This window comes from Ensifer sp. Root1252, assembly GCF_001425885.1.
GTDB classification, from domain to species: domain Bacteria; phylum Pseudomonadota; class Alphaproteobacteria; order Rhizobiales; family Rhizobiaceae; genus Ensifer; species Ensifer canadensis.
Map to the genome: position 1 here is coordinate 1 of NZ_LMDT01000008.1, position 15,266 is coordinate 15,266.

The 15,266-nt window shown below is 61.2% G+C and carries 13 protein-coding genes; 4 read left to right on the plus strand and 9 right to left on the minus strand.

Going from position 1 to position 15,266, the window contains the following annotated elements; genetic code table 11:
• Positions 1-234: 234 nt before the first annotated feature.
• The 5 genes from ASD02_RS10345 to ASD02_RS40580 form a co-directional block, all read right to left on the minus strand.
• Complete coding sequence (locus tag ASD02_RS10345; protein ID WP_057220657.1) at positions 235-1,677, minus strand: amidohydrolase family protein; 1,443 nt, start codon at positions 1,675-1,677, stop codon at positions 235-237.
• Positions 1,670-2,776: an amino acid ABC transporter permease gene (locus ASD02_RS10350; RefSeq protein WP_200951684.1), complete on the minus strand. Its 1,107-nt coding sequence runs from the start codon at positions 2,774-2,776 to the stop codon at positions 1,670-1,672. The genes ASD02_RS10345 and ASD02_RS10350 overlap by 8 nt, the downstream gene beginning before the upstream one ends.
• Before the next feature lie 3 nt (positions 2,777-2,779).
• On the minus strand, positions 2,780-3,928 hold the full coding sequence (locus tag ASD02_RS10355) for an ABC transporter permease subunit (protein ID WP_057220658.1): 1,149 nt from the start codon (positions 3,926-3,928) through the stop codon (positions 2,780-2,782).
• 74 nt (positions 3,929-4,002) lie between these two features.
• Positions 4,003-5,031 (minus strand): amino acid ABC transporter substrate-binding protein, encoded by a 1,029-nt coding sequence (locus ASD02_RS10360; protein ID WP_057211213.1) that lies wholly within the window; start codon positions 5,029-5,031, stop codon positions 4,003-4,005.
• Positions 5,032-5,300: 269 nt separating this feature from the next.
• Complete coding sequence (locus ASD02_RS40580) at positions 5,301-5,483, minus strand: hypothetical protein (RefSeq protein ID WP_234907890.1); 183 nt, start codon at positions 5,481-5,483, stop codon at positions 5,301-5,303.
• 297 nt (positions 5,484-5,780) lie between these two features.
• Here ASD02_RS40580 and ASD02_RS10370 point away from each other — a divergent pair, with 297 nt between their 5' ends.
• Positions 5,781-7,370 carry an ABC transporter substrate-binding protein gene (locus ASD02_RS10370; RefSeq protein ID WP_057218019.1) on the plus strand — a complete coding sequence of 530 codons (1,590 nt, stop codon included), beginning with the start codon at positions 5,781-5,783 and terminating at the stop codon, positions 7,368-7,370.
• A 182-nt stretch (positions 7,371-7,552) separates the two neighbouring features.
• On the opposite strand, the gene ASD02_RS10375 is transcribed toward ASD02_RS10370, so the two are convergent.
• The 4 genes from ASD02_RS10375 to ASD02_RS10395 form a co-directional block, all read right to left on the minus strand.
• Positions 7,553-8,227 carry an HAD family hydrolase gene (locus ASD02_RS10375; protein WP_025428708.1) on the minus strand — a complete coding sequence of 225 codons (675 nt, stop codon included), beginning with the start codon at positions 8,225-8,227 and terminating at the stop codon, positions 7,553-7,555.
• A 127-nt stretch (positions 8,228-8,354) separates the two neighbouring features.
• Positions 8,355-9,023 carry a metallophosphoesterase family protein gene (locus ASD02_RS10380; RefSeq protein WP_057218021.1) on the minus strand — a complete coding sequence of 223 codons (669 nt, stop codon included), beginning with the start codon at positions 9,021-9,023 and terminating at the stop codon, positions 8,355-8,357.
• Between the two features lie 197 nt (positions 9,024-9,220).
• A complete protein-coding gene (locus ASD02_RS10390) occupies positions 9,221-9,598 on the minus strand; it encodes a hypothetical protein (RefSeq protein ID WP_057218024.1) in 378 nt (125 codons plus the stop codon).
• Between the two features lie 182 nt (positions 9,599-9,780).
• Positions 9,781-11,511, minus strand: coding sequence for a phosphoethanolamine--lipid A transferase (locus tag ASD02_RS10395; protein ID WP_057220660.1), 1,731 nt, complete (start codon positions 11,509-11,511; stop codon positions 9,781-9,783).
• Between the two features lie 278 nt (positions 11,512-11,789).
• On the opposite strand from ASD02_RS10395, the gene ASD02_RS10400 reads away from it, so the two are divergent.
• From ASD02_RS10400 to ASD02_RS10410, 3 genes are all read left to right on the plus strand, one after another.
• Positions 11,790-12,464, plus strand: coding sequence for a response regulator transcription factor (locus tag ASD02_RS10400; RefSeq protein ID WP_057220661.1), 675 nt, complete (start codon positions 11,790-11,792; stop codon positions 12,462-12,464).
• Positions 12,461-13,825, plus strand: coding sequence for a HAMP domain-containing sensor histidine kinase (locus ASD02_RS10405; protein WP_057220662.1), 1,365 nt, complete (start codon positions 12,461-12,463; stop codon positions 13,823-13,825). The genes ASD02_RS10400 and ASD02_RS10405 overlap by 4 nt, the downstream gene beginning before the upstream one ends.
• A 160-nt stretch (positions 13,826-13,985) precedes the next feature.
• Positions 13,986-15,149, plus strand: a complete 1,164-nt coding sequence (locus tag ASD02_RS10410) for an HPP family protein (protein WP_057220663.1) — start codon at positions 13,986-13,988, stop codon at positions 15,147-15,149.
• The last annotated feature ends 117 nt before the right edge of the window (positions 15,150-15,266 follow it).

Here is a 15,266-nt window from a genome sequence, read left to right on the forward strand (position 1 = left end):
CACCCACATGCCGAAATCGAACTGCCACCCGAGAGAACCACAACACAGGACCGCGCAAGGGTCGCATTCCGACCAACCAAGTGGAAGCTGTTCAGGGAGGGGCAGCCTCTCGTGAAGTCGAAACAGGACGATGCCGCCACCGAGAAACCGCGACTGGTCGCGCAAGCCTGACCTTTCAAAAGCGCCGGCATAGCCGGCGCTTTCTGGATCAATGATTACCGCCCGCGTGGTGTTCTAGCAACGGACGGGCAGCGACAACGGCGCCAGGTCGCGCATCGGCCGCTTCTTGGGATCGTTCTCCGGCGCCTTGCGGCACGCGTAATCCTGCGCGTCCTGCAGCAGCGCCACGGCGCCGTCATAGTCGATCAAGGTCGGACGCCCATGGCGCACGACGCATTGTCCATCGACATACACTTCCTCCATAGCGCGCTCCGCCGCGCAATGCAGCAGATTGCGCAAGGGGTCGTAAACCGGCTGCATGGCGTGGTGTTTCAGGTCAACGATGAGAAAGTCGGCTTTTGCGCCGACGGCAATCCGGCCGATATCGTCACGGCCAAGCGCGCGGGCACCCGCAAGCGTTGCCGTATCGAGAATATCCGCGGTCGATACGTCGAACACGGATTTGCCCGAAAGCCTCGCACAGATCATCGCCTGGCGCATTTCTTCAAGCATGTTGAAGGGATAGCTGTCGGTCCCGAGGGCGACGTTGACGCCGGCGCGGCGATAGCGCCCGACCGATTCCAGCGCCATGCCGCTGCGCGAGAAGGTCACCGGGCAGTGAGCCACGGTCGTTTGCCGCTCTGCCAGCAGGCCGAGATCGATATTGGTGCGCTGGCGCGTCCAGGAATGGCTGTCGACAAATATGCAATGGCCAAGGATCAGGTTGTCGCCGAGGATCCCCAGGCTTTCCAGATACTGCACCGCGGTCAGGCCGGTCCGGCGCAGCATTTCCTCATGTTCCGCCATGGTCTGGGCGGAGTGGATGGTGATCGGCATGCCGCGCTTGCGCGCCTCTGCGGCCGCGTCTTGCAGCAATTCGGCCGAGCAGGTCTCGATCTGCGATGGCGCCACCACCCCGCCAAGGCGTCCGGAGGGATGGGCTGCGGCAGTGTCGAGGACATCAAGCGCCCGGGCGAAAGCCTCGCGGCCTCGAGCCTTGTCCCAGATGAAATCAAGGCGATGGCTGTCTTCGACATGCCATTGCGCTTCGCGGAAGCCTGGAGCGACGAAGGCGCGAGCACCGCTTCGCGCCAAGGTCGACAGCCAGCTTTCATGCGGCCCGGCAATGTCCAGCAGCGTGGTGACGCCGCTGCGCATGAGGTCGCCGAGCATCACGGTCAACGACGCCTCGATCGCGCCATCGTCGATTTCCAGCAGGTTGGAATACTCGTAGAGGGCGTTGCCCCAAAGTGCTGCCGTACCCGCGTCTTCGAAGATGCCCTTGGAGATCGGTTCCTCGCCGGAGTGGCAATGCACATTGACGAAACCCGGCATCACCATCCGGTCGGCACCGGAGGTTTCGCTGGCAAAGGCGCCGTCATAATGCCCGCCGACATGGACGAAACCGGTATCGTCATAGGCGACGTCGACGTCGTTGAGATAGACATGGCTTTTCGTCTCGGTGTCGAAGCCGACAACCGTATGCGCCCTGCGGATGACGTTAATATTGCTAGTCATGCGTGGCCCTGAAATATTGCTCGAGGAAACGGCTATAAGCGCCCATTAATGCGCTGAAAAAGAAGTAAACGACCGCAGCAAAAACGTAGCCTTCGAGCACGGCGATGCCCTGCCATTGCGGATCGCGCATGGCGGTGCGCACGGTATCGAGAAAATCGAGCAGGCCGACAATCGTCACCAGGGTCGTATCCTGGAAAAAGCCGATGAACAGACCGACGAGCGGCGGGATAACCTTCTTCAGGGCTTGCGGCAGCACGATCTTGCGCATGATCTGCCAGTAATGCAGCCCGAGCGAATGGCCCGCCTCGATCTGCCCCTTGGGAACCGCCTGCAATCCGCCGCGAACGATTTCGGCGATGTAGGCGGCGGCAAAGAGAATGATCGCGACCTGGGCCCGCAGTAGTTTGTCGATGGTGACACCATCGGGCATGAACAGCGGCAGCATGACGGTCGCCATGAACAGGATGCTGATCAGCGGTACGCCGCGGACGATTTCGATGAAGCCGACGCCGAGAATGCGGATCGCCGGCAGGCTCGAAGCACGCGCCAGCGCAAGTGCAATGCCGAGCGGCAAGGCGCAGGCGAGCCCGACGAAGGAAAGCATGAACGACAGCGGCAGGCCGCCCCACTGGGTGGTCGGCACGACGGTCAACCCGAATAGGCCACCGGCCATCAGCGCGTAAAGCGTCGGCAGCATCACCACGATCCATGTGACCGCAAGCGCCCTGCCCCAAGTGCGCGGCACCATCGACACGCCGCAAGCGCCGAGAAACAGCAGCATCGCCGTGAGCGGTCGCCACTGCTCGTCGAAGGGATAGAAGCCGAAGAAGATATAGCGCAGCTTGGCCGACAGGAACGGCCAGCAGGCGCCGCTTGAAACCTTGCACTCCGCCGGCGTGCCGGAAAAGATCGCGTCGACGAACAGCCAGCCGATCGCGAGCTTGGCAAGGCCGAAGATCGTGCCGAGGCAAAGTATGGTGATCAGTGCGTTGCCCGGCGTTCCGAAATAGGCGGAAAGCCAGGTACGGTTGCGCACCATCGGGCGGGCGGCGGGCGCCATCAGGATCGGGTCGGCAACGAAGCCTTCGAACTGGGCCATGGCTCAGCGCTCCCTCAGCGCAACGCGCGCGTTGTACCAGTTCATCACCAGCGAGATCAGGATGGACAGGCCGAGATAGACGGCCATGAAGATGGCAATGGCTTCGATGGCCTGGCCGGTCTGGTTCATGATGGTGTTGGAAACCATCACCAGATCCGGATAGCCGATGGCAATCGCGAGCGAGCTGTTCTTGAAGACCGTGAGATAGGTGTTGGTCAACGGCGGCACGATAATACGCAGCGCCTGCGGCAGGATGACGAGTTTCAGCGTGCGCGAGCGTGGCAGGCCGAGGGCCGTGGCGGCCTCCCATTGTCCCTTGCTGACGGCTTGAATGCCGGCGCGCACGATCTCGGCGACATTTGCCGAAGCGCTCAGCGTCAAGCCGATCAGCAGTGCCACGAATTCCGGGCGCACGTGATAGCCGCCGGTCAAGCGGAACCGGCCGAGCTCGGGGACATCCATCGAGACCGAAATGTCGGCGAGCAGCAATGTGGCCACGAGCGGCAACAGGAAGGCGAGTGTCGCGATGGTGGCAACAGGCATCTCTTTGCCCGTGGCGATCCGGCGGCGTGCAAGGACGCGTTCAATCAAGACGGCGGCGATGGCGCCGACAACCAGGGCGACGAGCACAGCTTCAAAGCCGCTCGCCCATCGCATGGCCGGCATGACCAGACCGCTATTGGACAGGAACACGCCCGGCAGCATCTCGATCGCCTGCTTTACCGGCGGAAACACGGAGATGATCAGCGAATACCAGAGCAGCAGATAGAGGAGCAGCGGGACGTTGCGCAGCGCTTCGACATAGGCAAGCATCAGGCGCGACAGAACCGGATTGTGCGACAGCCGGCCGATGCCGACGAGCACACCGAGGATCGTACCGAAGAAGACGGCGAGTGCCGAAACCTTCACCGTATTGGCGATGCCGACAAGGATGGCACGGCCGAATCTGTCGGTCGGCTCATAGGCGATCGCAGTCTCGGTGATGACGAAACCCGCCTGACGCGCCAGGAAACCGAAGCCGGTGGCAATATCCTGCTTGGCAAGGTTGGCGCTCGCCGTGCTGAACATCGCCCAGGCGACGAAGACGACAGCGCCGATCGCGATCGTTTGATAGAGGAAGGCGCGGATGCGCGCGTCATAAAACAGGGACATGGCGACACGTCTGCCGGGCAAAGGGGAACGTCGAAGACGAAAAAGGCCCGCGCCAGGGCGCGGGCCGACGAATATCAACGGAACGGCGGTGCGTAGAGCAGGCCGCCTTCGCTCCATCGGGTGTTCGGCCCACGGGTCAGGCCAAGCGCGGTCTTGGTGCCGAGGTTGCGCTCGAACACTTCGCCGTAATTGCCGACGCCCTTGACGATGTTGTAGCCCCACTTGTTGTCGAGGTTGAGCATCTTGCCGAGCTCTTCGTTGACACCGAGCATGCGCTGGATTTCCGGATCCTCGCTCTTCGTCATTTCGTCGACATTGGCCTGGGTGATGCCGCGCTCTTCGGCCGCCATCAGCATCCAGACGGACCAGGAAACGATATCGCGCCAGTTGGAATCGTTCTGCCGGACCGACGGAGCGAGCGGCTCCTTGGAGATGGTCTCGGGAAGGACGACATAGTCGTCCGGATTGTTGGCAACCGCACGGATCGACGCCAGGTCAGACCGGTCGGACGAGATCGCCTCGCAACGGCCCGAGAAGAAGGCGTTGCGGTTTTCATCCGGGCTTTCGAAAACAACCAGTTCGAACTTGCCACCGATCGTGCGGAAGAAATCGCTGAGGTTCTGGGCCGTCGTCGTGCCGGGCAGTGTGCAGATCGCTGCGTCCGTCAGTTCCTTGGCGCTGTTGACACCGAGCGACTTCGGCACCATCAACCCCTGACCGTCATAGAATACCGTCGGGCCGAAATCGAGACCGAGCGAGACTTCGCGCGAGAAGGTATGGGTGGTCTGGCGCGACAGCATGTCGATTTCGCCTGACTGCAGAGCCTGGAACCGGGTGTTGATGTTCGTCAGAACGAAATCGACTTTTTCCGGGTCGCCGAAAACAGCCGACGCAACGGCACGGCACACGTCCACATCGAAACCCTGCATGTGGCCCTTGGCGTCAGCCGTCGCAAACCCGGGCGTGCTCATCGAGACACCGCAGATCAGCTTGCCGCGCGCCTTGACTGTCTCAAGCGTGGTGGCGGCGCTGGCGGTGAACGCCGTGAGGCCGACCACGATGCCTGCTGCGGTGGCGCAAAGTTGCAGAATTCTTTTCTTCATTTTCCCCTCCCGTTGACTTCGACAATCTCCGCCTCTGCGGGTCATGCGATCCACGTCGCATGCCTCCTCCCGCCTAGGCACACAGCGGATCAACCCGGCGTGTCACCAATTGCATACGATAGCCGGATACGAATGGCAACATTATTGTATACAATATTGACGCGTATAGTTTGGGGACACTATCGAGGTTATGGGGCATGTATTGCAGACCCGCCCGGCTTGCTTGGGGGGACAGCGTTGTCTGAGAGATCAAGTCGCAGCGAGTCCGTCTATCGGTTGTTGCGCAGGCCGTCCTGGAGCACGCGCTGAAGCCCTGCACCAAGCAATCCGAAGACACGATCGCCGATCATTTCAAGGTCAGTCGCACCAGCGTTCGCGGTGCGTTCGTGCGCCTGAATGCCGAAGGCTTCGTCGATCTCAGTGCCGACAGGCGTGCGTGTGTCTCCGACCACGGGCCGCTCTCCATCCGCCTTGCCGGCGAATATCACATCCTGCTTGCCGAACTGACGGGACCCCGGCGCAGACACGGTTCGTGCGTGAGGTGGTCTCACGCTGCATGTTGATCTTAGCCCGCTTCGCGCGTCTGCGACGGATGGACTGAAGGATGAAGGCAGAGCCGAATACGACGTTGTGTTCATCATCTGCGGCATGAACTGTCGTCGGGTGAGAATCTCAGACGTCTCTTCTCCCACACTATCCTGCAACGTTGCCGGTATGCCGGGCGCGTCTTGCGAGGGAGGCAGTAAGCGATGCCAACAGAACTGGAATACATGAGCCGACAGGTTGCAGCGGGCCGCCTGTCACGACGGGAATTTTTGGGGAGGGCAGCGGCGCTGGGCGTGACGATCGCGTCGGCGCAGATTTTGCTAGGCAGTGCCGCCCGCGCGGCGGGCCCCGTCAAGGGCGGGACGCTGCGGGCGGGCCTGGTCGGCGGCGAATCGACCAACAGCCTCGACCCTGCGACATGGGCGAGCCAGGTGCCATACACGCTCGGTCGCTGCTGGGGCGAGCAGCTGCTGGAAGTCGCACCGACCGGCGAGATCGAGTACCGCCTGGCCGAGTCCTACGAGGCCTCCAGCGACGCAAAAACCTGGAGCTTCAAGATCCGCAAGGACGTCACCTTCCACAATGGCAAGCCTTTGACGCCGGCTGACGTGGTGGCAACGCTCGAGCGCCACGGCGATGCAGACTCGAAATCGGCGGCCCTGCCCTTTGTGCAGGAGTTCGAGACGATCAAGGCTGACGGCGACAATGTCGTGATCACCTTGCGGCAGCCCAATGCGGACATGCCCTATATCGTCAGCGACTACCACCTGATGATCCAGCCGAACGGCGGCAAGGACGATCCGACCGCCGGCATTGGCACCGGTCCTTACAAGGTTGTCGTGAACGAGGCGGGCGTAAAACACGTCGCTGAGCGCCACGAAGGCTATTGGGGATCGGCCGAACGCGGTCATGCCGACCAGATCGAAATCGTCGTCATCAACGATTCGACCGCGCGCACCGCGGCGCTGCAAAGCGGCCAGATGCATATGATCAACCGCATCGAGCCGAAGCTTGTCGAACTGATCAAGCGCCTTCCCGGCGTGGTCATCCGAAATGTGCCGGGCAAGGGCCATTACGTGTTCATTGCCCATTGCAACACCGCGCCGTTCGACAACAACGACCTGCGGCTGGCGTTGAAATATGCCGTCGACCGCGAGGAGATGGTGGCAAAGGTTCTCGGCGGTTATGGCACCGTCGGCAACGATACGCCGATGATCAATGGCTATCCGCTCTTCGACAACGACATCAAGCAGCGTGTCTTCGACCCTGACAAGGCGAAGTTCCACTACAAGAAATCCGGGCACGACGGCTCCGTGCTGCTGCGCACGTCCGACGTCGCCTTCCCCGGCGCCGTAGATGCCGCCCAGCTTTTCCAGATGAGCGCTGCCAAATGCGGCATCACCATCGACCTGAAGCGCGAACCGGGCGACGGCTACTGGTCGGATGTCTGGAACAAGCAGCCTTTCAGCATGTCCTATTGGACCGGCCGACCGACGCAGGATCAGGTCTATTCGATTGCCTATCTGTCGAAGGCCGAATGGAACGACACGCGTTTCCAGCGCGAAGACTTCGACAAGTTGATCTTCGCCGCTCGCGGCGAACTCGACGAGGCCAAGCGCAAGGCGATCTATCGCCAGGCCGCAATGATGCTGCGCGACGAAGGCGGCGTCATCGTGCCGATGTTCAACAACTATATCGACGCCACCAACGACAAGGTCGGCGGCTGGGCCGACGATCCGAACGGCGAACTGATGGGCGGCCACGCCTTGACGAAGTGCTGGGTCACGGCCTGAGCCAGGAGACGGAAAGGCCGGAGGCCCTGATCAGGCTCTCCGGCTTTCATCAACTTCGCGAGGTGGCACCGTCATGGCGGCCCGCGTCTTTCAAGGGCAGCGCTTAGCGCATTTCCAGGAAAAATGCGAAGCGGCTTTCCCTCAGGAAATGCGTGTGCGGTTCCGTCTAAATCGGAAACGCTCTAGCGACGGTGGCGCAGCGACAGCAGGCCGTCATCGGCAATGCCTGCCTCGATATCGTTGTAGCGGGCGAGCGTCAGGTGCGGCGTGTCTGCCGCGGCAGAGTGCGCGCCGATGATCACGATGACTTCGGCGCCGGCGGCCTTGCCCGCGAGAATTCCGGCCGGAGCGTCTTCGAAAACGATGCAGTCTTCCGGCCGCACGCCAAGTTTTTCGGCGGCCAAAAGATAGCCCTCGGGATGGGGCTTGCCGACCGACACGTCTTCGCCGGTGATCATCAGCTTCGGCGTGGGAATACCTGCGGCCGCGAGGCGACGAACGGCAAGGTCGAGCGGCGCCGATGTGACGATCGCCCACTTCTCCGGCGGCAGTGAATTGAGGAAGGCGACAGCGCCCTCGATCTCGATGATGCCTTCGACGTCGGCGATTTCGGCGAGCGCGAGTTCGTGCGCCTCATGCTCCGGATCAACGCCCGGCAGTTCGAGCGTGCGGATCGTATCCACGGCGCGAACGCCATGTACCGTTTTCATCATTTCGACGGGGTCGAGCCCGTTCCGGACAGCCCAGGCGCCCCAGACGCGTTCGACGACGGCCATCGAGTTGAGCAGCGTGCCATCCATATCGAACAGGAGAGCGGCGAAGTTCTTGGCAAAGAGAGATGAAGGCGCGGTATCCAACGGTGATCCCCTGAAGCTGCAATGATGGGCGAGAAAGCCCGCCCGACAGTCCCGGCACACCTACAGCCTGGAGATCAGGGGCACAACGCAATTCGGTGTGCCCGTGATCATCTTCGGCAACGGTGAGTTACGAATGGTCAGCGCCACGCCCGGCGCTCAGAAAACCGATCGGGCCACCCGGAACGTCATCGTCAAAAATCGCGCAGGACAGACTGCCGCCAAACACGGCAGCCGAATCCACATTGGTCCGGTTACCGACGGTGCGTGGATTGGAGCGGCTCGGCGTGTGGCCATGGCAAAGGTGTTTGCCCCAATAATCGCCGGAGTGATTGTCGGGCCGCCTGATCCACAGGAAGATTTCCTCGCCCTGGCGCTCCAGCGGCATGGTTTCATCGACGCCCGCATGGACGAAGATGCGAAACGGTTCGACGATAATGGAGGGAAGCTGCATCAGCCACTTCAAATGCGCTGCGGGAATAGTGTGATCGTAGGATGCCAGTGTCTCTTTGCCGCCGTTAAGCAGCCACCAGTCGACATCGCTCTCGCCGCTGCGTGCGCCGAGCAGCATTTCCTCGTGATTGCCCTTGAGCGTCAGCCAGGACCAGCCCTGCTTCTGCGGCCCTGCCATGATCAATTCAATCACGCCTCGGCTATCCGGGCCGCGGTCGATCAGGTCACCAAGAAAGATCACCCTGCCCTCGGGCGCATAGGTTTCGATCTGCCTCAGGAGCGCTTGAAGCTCGGTCAGACAGCCGTGGATATCGCCGACGGCAAAGGTCAGATGCTGCGCGCTCATGCGCCAGTCCTCCGGTACTCGACGAAAGGGTTGACGCCGCAACGGATGTTCGGCGCTTGGATGCGAGCGCCGATAGACTGCATGGATGGCAGAAACACGGCAATGCCAGCGATGATCAAGCCGAAAAAGCAGCCAAGGCGCCGGGCAAGGATGGTGCGCCATCTTGGGCTCGATTTGAACCACTGAGAACCCACTGATTAACGGCGGGAGTTTCCCTTGGCAATCGCCGAGCTGGCAATGGAGACCGGATCGCTTGCCGGGAAGGTATCTTCGAGACCTTCGTCGAGTTGTTCTTCCATGGTTTTACGGTCATGTGCAGTCCGCGCATTGGGGATCGGGCGCAGCGCGGCGGCACTTGCGCGCGGATCTGGCGTATCCTGCAATTTTTCATCGGCTCCGAGCGCGGCGGACAGAATGTCCTTTGCCCTCGCCACCGCATTCAACCTGTTCAGCGATCCTTCCGCATCCTGCGGACATGTCACCGTGACGACCTCGCCCTCGGCGCCAACGAACTCGACCGTGAAGCCGGCCTTGCCGGCGCGTTCAGCGGAAACCTGTATTCCGACGACCTGCATCAGTCTCTCCCTCTGCAAAAGCATGGATCGCCGGCGCCGATTGGCGCTGGCGTCTTTGCCACCCTTCGTTTGCATTGCCGCACTGTGGCGCAAACGAGTGTCCATTCAGGGAAGTGCGCAGATGGTTGCTTTGTTCCACCGGTCGATCAGATTTGTACCGGATCCGCGGTCGGACCGATCGTTTAGAGCGCCTTCGCACCCGGCATGATCGTTGCCGGGACAATCGGCGCCGGCAGGTCTTTTGCCGTATCGGCGGCCTGGAAGGCGGAACCGTTCGATTTGCCGGGCGGATCCTGCCGGGTGCAGTTGGCGAAGGCATCAAGCTCGCGATTGTAGACCTTCGTCTCGACATCCATCATGCCAAGCACGGTGTGAAACAGGTTATCGTGCGATTTCGGCTGATCCGTCTCCTTGGCAAGGCAGCTTGTGTCGACGCCCATTGCCGCCTGATACGGTTTCGAGAACCATGTGACGAAGGGAACCTGAGTCTGCTCGCGCGGCGCGATCGCATAGGGCGCGCCGTGCAGATAGATACCGTTCTCGCCAAGGGATTCGCCGTGGTCGGACATGTAGATCATCGCGCCAGAGATGTCGTTCTGATGCTTCTCCAAGAGGCGGGAAACGCTTGCCAGCACATGGTCCGTGTAGAGGATGCTATTGTCGTAGGCGTTGGTGATTTCTTCGACTGAGCATTTCATCAGCTCAGCTGTGCGGCAATCCGGTTTGAACTTCCGGAACTTTTCCGGATAACGCAGATAGTAGGACGGGCCGTGGCTGCCGAGCTGGTGCAGCACGATAACGCTGTTCGACTTGGTCGCTGTCAGCTTCTTGTCCAGTTCGCCGAGGAAAATCTCGTCAAGGCATTCGCCATTGTTGCACAGCGGGCTGTTCTTCTGGTTCGTCATGCTGGCGAAGCTGATGAGGTCGGCAATGCCCTTGCTGCCGGTATTATTGTCCCACCAGGACACAGAAACGCCGGCGCGGGTTAGAACGTTCACGAGGTTTTCGGTCGAGCGGGCCTTCCATTCCGTATACTCGTTGCGCGGATAGACCGAGAACATGCAGGGAAGCGAGATCGCCGTTGCCGTGCCGCAGCTCGTCGTGTCGGTATAGTTGATCACGCCGAGAGATTTGAGCTCCGGATTGGTTTCCCTGTCATAACCGTTGAGCGAGAAGTTCATCGCCCTGGCGGTTTCACCGGCAACGACGACCACGACAACCGGCTTGCCCGCCGCGGCGACACGCGCACCCTGCCGGGCGTCAGTGCCTAGCGGCTGCACGGCAATATTGCGCTCCTTAAAGGTCGAGGATACGTATTTTAACGCAGCGGAAACCGGCCCGGTGGGATTGAAGCGCTTCATCAGATCCTTGTGCTCGCGAATGACATAGGCAACGCTTGCAAAATCCGAATAGATCAGCCCGCCGCTGACGAGCAGGCAGGGAATGACAATGGCAAGAGTGGTTGCTGTCTTGGGCAGGACCCGCTGGTGGCGTACCTTGACCCAGACCACGAACAGTGAAGGAACGACAGCATAGAGAAACAGATGCAGCACCAAGCTGCCGGTCAACAGATGGCTCGCCTCGGCCTGCGTCGTCACGGCAGCGTTGCCGATCATGTCCTTGTCGATGATTACACCGAAGTAATCGATGAAATAGGCAGCCGCCGCGGAAGCGACTATGAGAAAGATCAACACCGGCTTCATGATGTACTTGGCCGACGCCAGCATCATACCCGCGAAGGTCGTAAGCGCCAGTGCGGTCCCAAAGGACAGAAGCGACAGCCGTGAATGGTCGAAATAGACCGCGGCATGCGTCCAGAAGGAATTATTGGTGATAGCGAGCAAATAAACGCTGACGATCGCACTGAGCGCAATGCTGCCGAGCTCTGGCCGGCGGATTTTCGTGACCATCAAAACAGTCTTCTCCTGCTGCGACTGCCGGGCCGATTTTGCTTTACGGCCGATGCTGTCGCGGGCATCCAGTAGAGGCGGAGGCCACGTCATGCGGGCTCGCCGGTTCGACTGCAGCCTGCCTCTGCTCTGTCGACATACGCCCCGTAAGCTGTCGAAACCCCGTCAAGATTGCTCATTGCCTCTGCGACACCCGCTTTGGTTGGCATGCGCGGGGGAGTTGGCAGCCCTTGAGAAAGCCCATATGGTCGAACGAAGAATGGTCATGCCGAGACGACTCGATGCGCCTGCTCCTGGTTGAAGACAGTCCGCGACTGGTAGAACTGGTCGGAGAGACCATGCGCGATGCGGGCTGGCGGCTCGACGCCGTTTCGAGCGTTTCGGACGCTGAAGCGGCAATCGCGGCTCAGGAACACGACCTGATTCTGCTTGACCTCGGCCTGCCGGATGGCGATGGCCTGACACTGCTGCGCCGCATTCGCCAGGAGTATCCGGGGCTGCCCGTCTTGATCATCACGGCGCGGGGATCGGTCGATGAGCGCATTGCCGGACTGGATGCCGGCGCCGACGACTATCTGGTCAAGCCCTTTCATCACCGGGAGCTCTTGTCGCGTTGCCGCGCGATGTTGCGGCGCAATCCGCAAGCGGTGCAGCCGGTTCTCGAGGCAGGCGCCCTACGCTACGACCCTGCGACCGCGGACCTGACATGTGATGGCATTGTAGTACCGCTGCCGCCGCGCGAACGCTCGCTGATCGAAATCCTGATGCGCGAGGTCGGCCGGGTCGTTCCGAAGCGCAGGCTGGAAACCGCACTTTCGGAATATGGCCAGGAGATTAGCCCCAATGCGCTGGAGTTGGCCGTTTCCAGGGCGCGCAAACGGCTGCAGGTCTACGAGACCGGCATCCAGATCGAGACCGTACGCGGGATCGGCTATCTGCTCAGGCGGGCCTTATGAAGCACTCGTCGCTGATCGGCATCGTTGCCCGCCGCATCGTGGCGTTCTCGCTGCTCGCCATGGCAATCCAGATCGGCGTCGTCTTTGCAGATTACTGGTTCGACGACGACAAGCTCAGCGTTCTCATGCTGCAACAGGAGACGGAGGCTCTTTCGCGTGCCATCCACGTCCGCGACGGCATTGTAATTTTCGAACCGGATCGCGAGCTGAGGGAACGCTATATCGACCGCCATGATCGCGATGGCTCGATCTTCCTCAGGGTCCGAACGGAGACGGGTACGCCGCTCTATTCAAACTGCACGACGGAATGCGCCGAGCATTTTCTTCCAATGAGCATCGACGCGCCGAATTTTTGGAAACGCGAAATTCAACCAGGCAAACCGTTCAGCGTCGCCGGCGGACAAACCTTCGAGCGTGCCGGGGCGACTGTCCTGGTCGAACTGGCGATCCTGAAGGACCCGAACGGCTTCATGTACGGCGCACTGCTGCACGAGATGTTCGATTCCATGATCGTGCCGATGACCTTGATGTTCTGCCTCGTCATCGGCGCGACGATCTGGTCGATCCGCAGCGCATTGAAACCGGTGGCCATGGCGGCTGCGGCGGCAGATCGGTTGGATCCCCGCGATAGCGGTGCTCGGCTGCCACTCACCCGCATGCCCGAGGAGATCGCTCGCCTGATCAGTGCCGTCAACCGCATGCTGGCGCGGGTCGCCGACCTGGTCCAATCCCAGAAACTGTTCTCCTCCTCCATAGCGCACGAGATCCGCACCCCCGTTTCGATCGCAAAAATGGAACTCAGCCACATCAACGACCCTCGCGCCCGCAATGCCGAACGTGACCTCGATGCCCTCACGCATATTCTCGAGCAGCTGACCTCGCTCGCCCGGGCCGATGCCGTCGACCCTTCGGCCTATCAATCGGCCAGCCTCTCGCAGATCGGTGCGAGCCTCGCAGAGGCGATCGCGCCCTTTGTCTTTGACCACGACAAATCGCTGGAATTCGTCGACGAAGGAACGCCTGCGGTCACGGTTATCCCGGCGCTCGTCGAAAACATGCTGCGCAACCTGATCGAGAATGCGGTCAAGCATAATCCAACGGGCACCCGCATTGTGCTGACCTGCGGCCCTGGCGCGATCGTCAGCGTCGAGGACAACGGCAAGGGGCTCGTCGATCTTCCGGAACATCACGAAGATCTCGGCTATATCAAGCGTACGGGACAGCTCGGCCTCGGCCTGAAAATCGTCCAGCGCATCAGTGAGCTGCATGACGCCCCGATCGCCTTCGAGACCGCATGGGATCAAGGCACGAAGATTACCATCGACTTCTCTGCCGCCCGATCGGATGGGTCGCAGACCTGACGATCGATACGCGGGAGGCCGAGGCCCGCGATGCTTCCGACGCAGGCGCCGTGCATATATTTTAATCCATCGCGTTTTTTTGGATGTGGATTTCCTGCCCAATTCTCCGTCATGTGCTATTGGGCTGGGCAATTAGTCATTCTGCCGCCCGCGAGTTGCCATGTCGAAGGCCAGTGCCTATCTCAAGCGTTTCATCCCATCGCTCGTCCCCGTCAGCCATATGGAGCGGCTGCGCGCGTCGCTTGGCGCGCTTGTCGGCATTCTCCTGACCGGCCTCGTCAGCACTCTGGCACTTGGTGCCGATGCCAATCTGCCCCTGCTGATCGCGCCGATGGGCGCCTCCGCGGTCCTGCTGTTCGCCGCGCCGTCCAGTCCGTTGGCGCAACCCTGGTCCATCCTCGGCGGCAACATCGTGTCGTCGCTGATCGGCGTCACCTGCGCGTTTCTCATTCCGGAACCGGTGGTCGCGGCGGCCGTTGCCGTTGGACTTGCGATCGCCATCATGCTGTTGCTCGGCTGCCTTCATCCGCCGAGCGGCGCGGTCGCCCTGACCGCCGTGCTTGGCGGCACATCGATCCATGAGGCCGGCTACTGGTTCGTGCTGTCGCCGGTCGCGATCAATTCCGCGCTCATCCTCGTCGTCGCGCTGTTGTTCAACAACGCCACCGGCCGCCGTTATCCGCACCTAGCGCCCGCCGGCAATACGCACCGCACCGATGACCCGCCGCCGATGCAGCGTCTCGGCATCGTGCCGGAAGATTTGCAGGCGGTGCTGGCGCAATATGGCGAAGTTGTCGATATCAGCCCGGACGAACTCGATGCGCTCATTCATCAGGCGCAGATCCGCGCGTTCAATCGGCGCTCGGGCGAAATCACCTGCGGCGAAGTCATGTCACGCGACGTGGCGACGGCGACGCCGGAAACCTCACTGCGCAAAGCCTGGCAGACATTGCTCGAGCACGACATCAAGGCCCTGCCGGTGGTCACGGAAAAAGAAGGTCTCGTCGGCATCGTCACCCAGACCGACTTCATCAAGCATACGATGCTGGCACAGCACGGCGGCCTCAGGCAGCGCCTCGGCAACGTCATCGGAATCGGCCCGAAGCCACCACGGCTGGTTTCCGAGATCATGACGCGTCGCGTCCAATCGGCACTGCCGGAAACGATGATCGCCAAGCTCGTCCCGCCGATGGCTGACATGGGCCTGCACCACATGCCTGTTGTCGACGCCGACAACCGATTGGTCGGCATCATCACGCAATCCGATCTGATCGCCGCCCTCTTCCAGCGAAGGCTGGAAAATGACGAGCGCGACGTCGCGTAGTCTCGCACTTTAGCGTTGGGCCTTTCGAGGGCGACACTACCAAGCCATCTTCTAGAAAAATGGCGCGCGATCCGTCGGCTTGTTTTTATGTACATTCATTCGATTGACTTACTCTCT

Excerpts from the sequence above, each read along its gene's own strand:
- ASD02_RS10345 (WP_057220657.1), bottom strand. The coding sequence starts at position 1,677 with ATGACTAGCAATATTAACGTCATCCGCAGGGCGCATACGGTTGTCGGC.
- ASD02_RS10350 (WP_200951684.1), bottom strand. The coding sequence starts at position 2,776 with ATGGCCCAGTTCGAAGGCTTCGTTGCCGACCCGATCCTGATGGCGCCC.
- ASD02_RS10355 (WP_057220658.1), bottom strand. The coding sequence starts at position 3,928 with ATGTCCCTGTTTTATGACGCGCGCATCCGCGCCTTCCTCTATCAAACG.
- ASD02_RS10360 (WP_057211213.1), bottom strand. The coding sequence starts at position 5,031 with ATGAAGAAAAGAATTCTGCAACTTTGCGCCACCGCAGCAGGCATCGTG.
- ASD02_RS10370 (WP_057218019.1), top strand. The coding sequence starts at position 5,781 with ATGCCAACAGAACTGGAATACATGAGCCGACAGGTTGCAGCGGGCCGC.
- ASD02_RS10380 (WP_057218021.1), bottom strand. The coding sequence starts at position 9,023 with ATGAGCGCGCAGCATCTGACCTTTGCCGTCGGCGATATCCACGGCTGT.
- ASD02_RS10390 (WP_057218024.1), bottom strand. The coding sequence starts at position 9,598 with ATGCAGGTCGTCGGAATACAGGTTTCCGCTGAACGCGCCGGCAAGGCC.
- ASD02_RS10400 (WP_057220661.1), top strand. The coding sequence starts at position 11,790 with ATGCGCCTGCTCCTGGTTGAAGACAGTCCGCGACTGGTAGAACTGGTC.
- ASD02_RS10405 (WP_057220662.1), top strand. The coding sequence starts at position 12,461 with ATGAAGCACTCGTCGCTGATCGGCATCGTTGCCCGCCGCATCGTGGCG.
- ASD02_RS10410 (WP_057220663.1), top strand. The coding sequence starts at position 13,986 with ATGTCGAAGGCCAGTGCCTATCTCAAGCGTTTCATCCCATCGCTCGTC.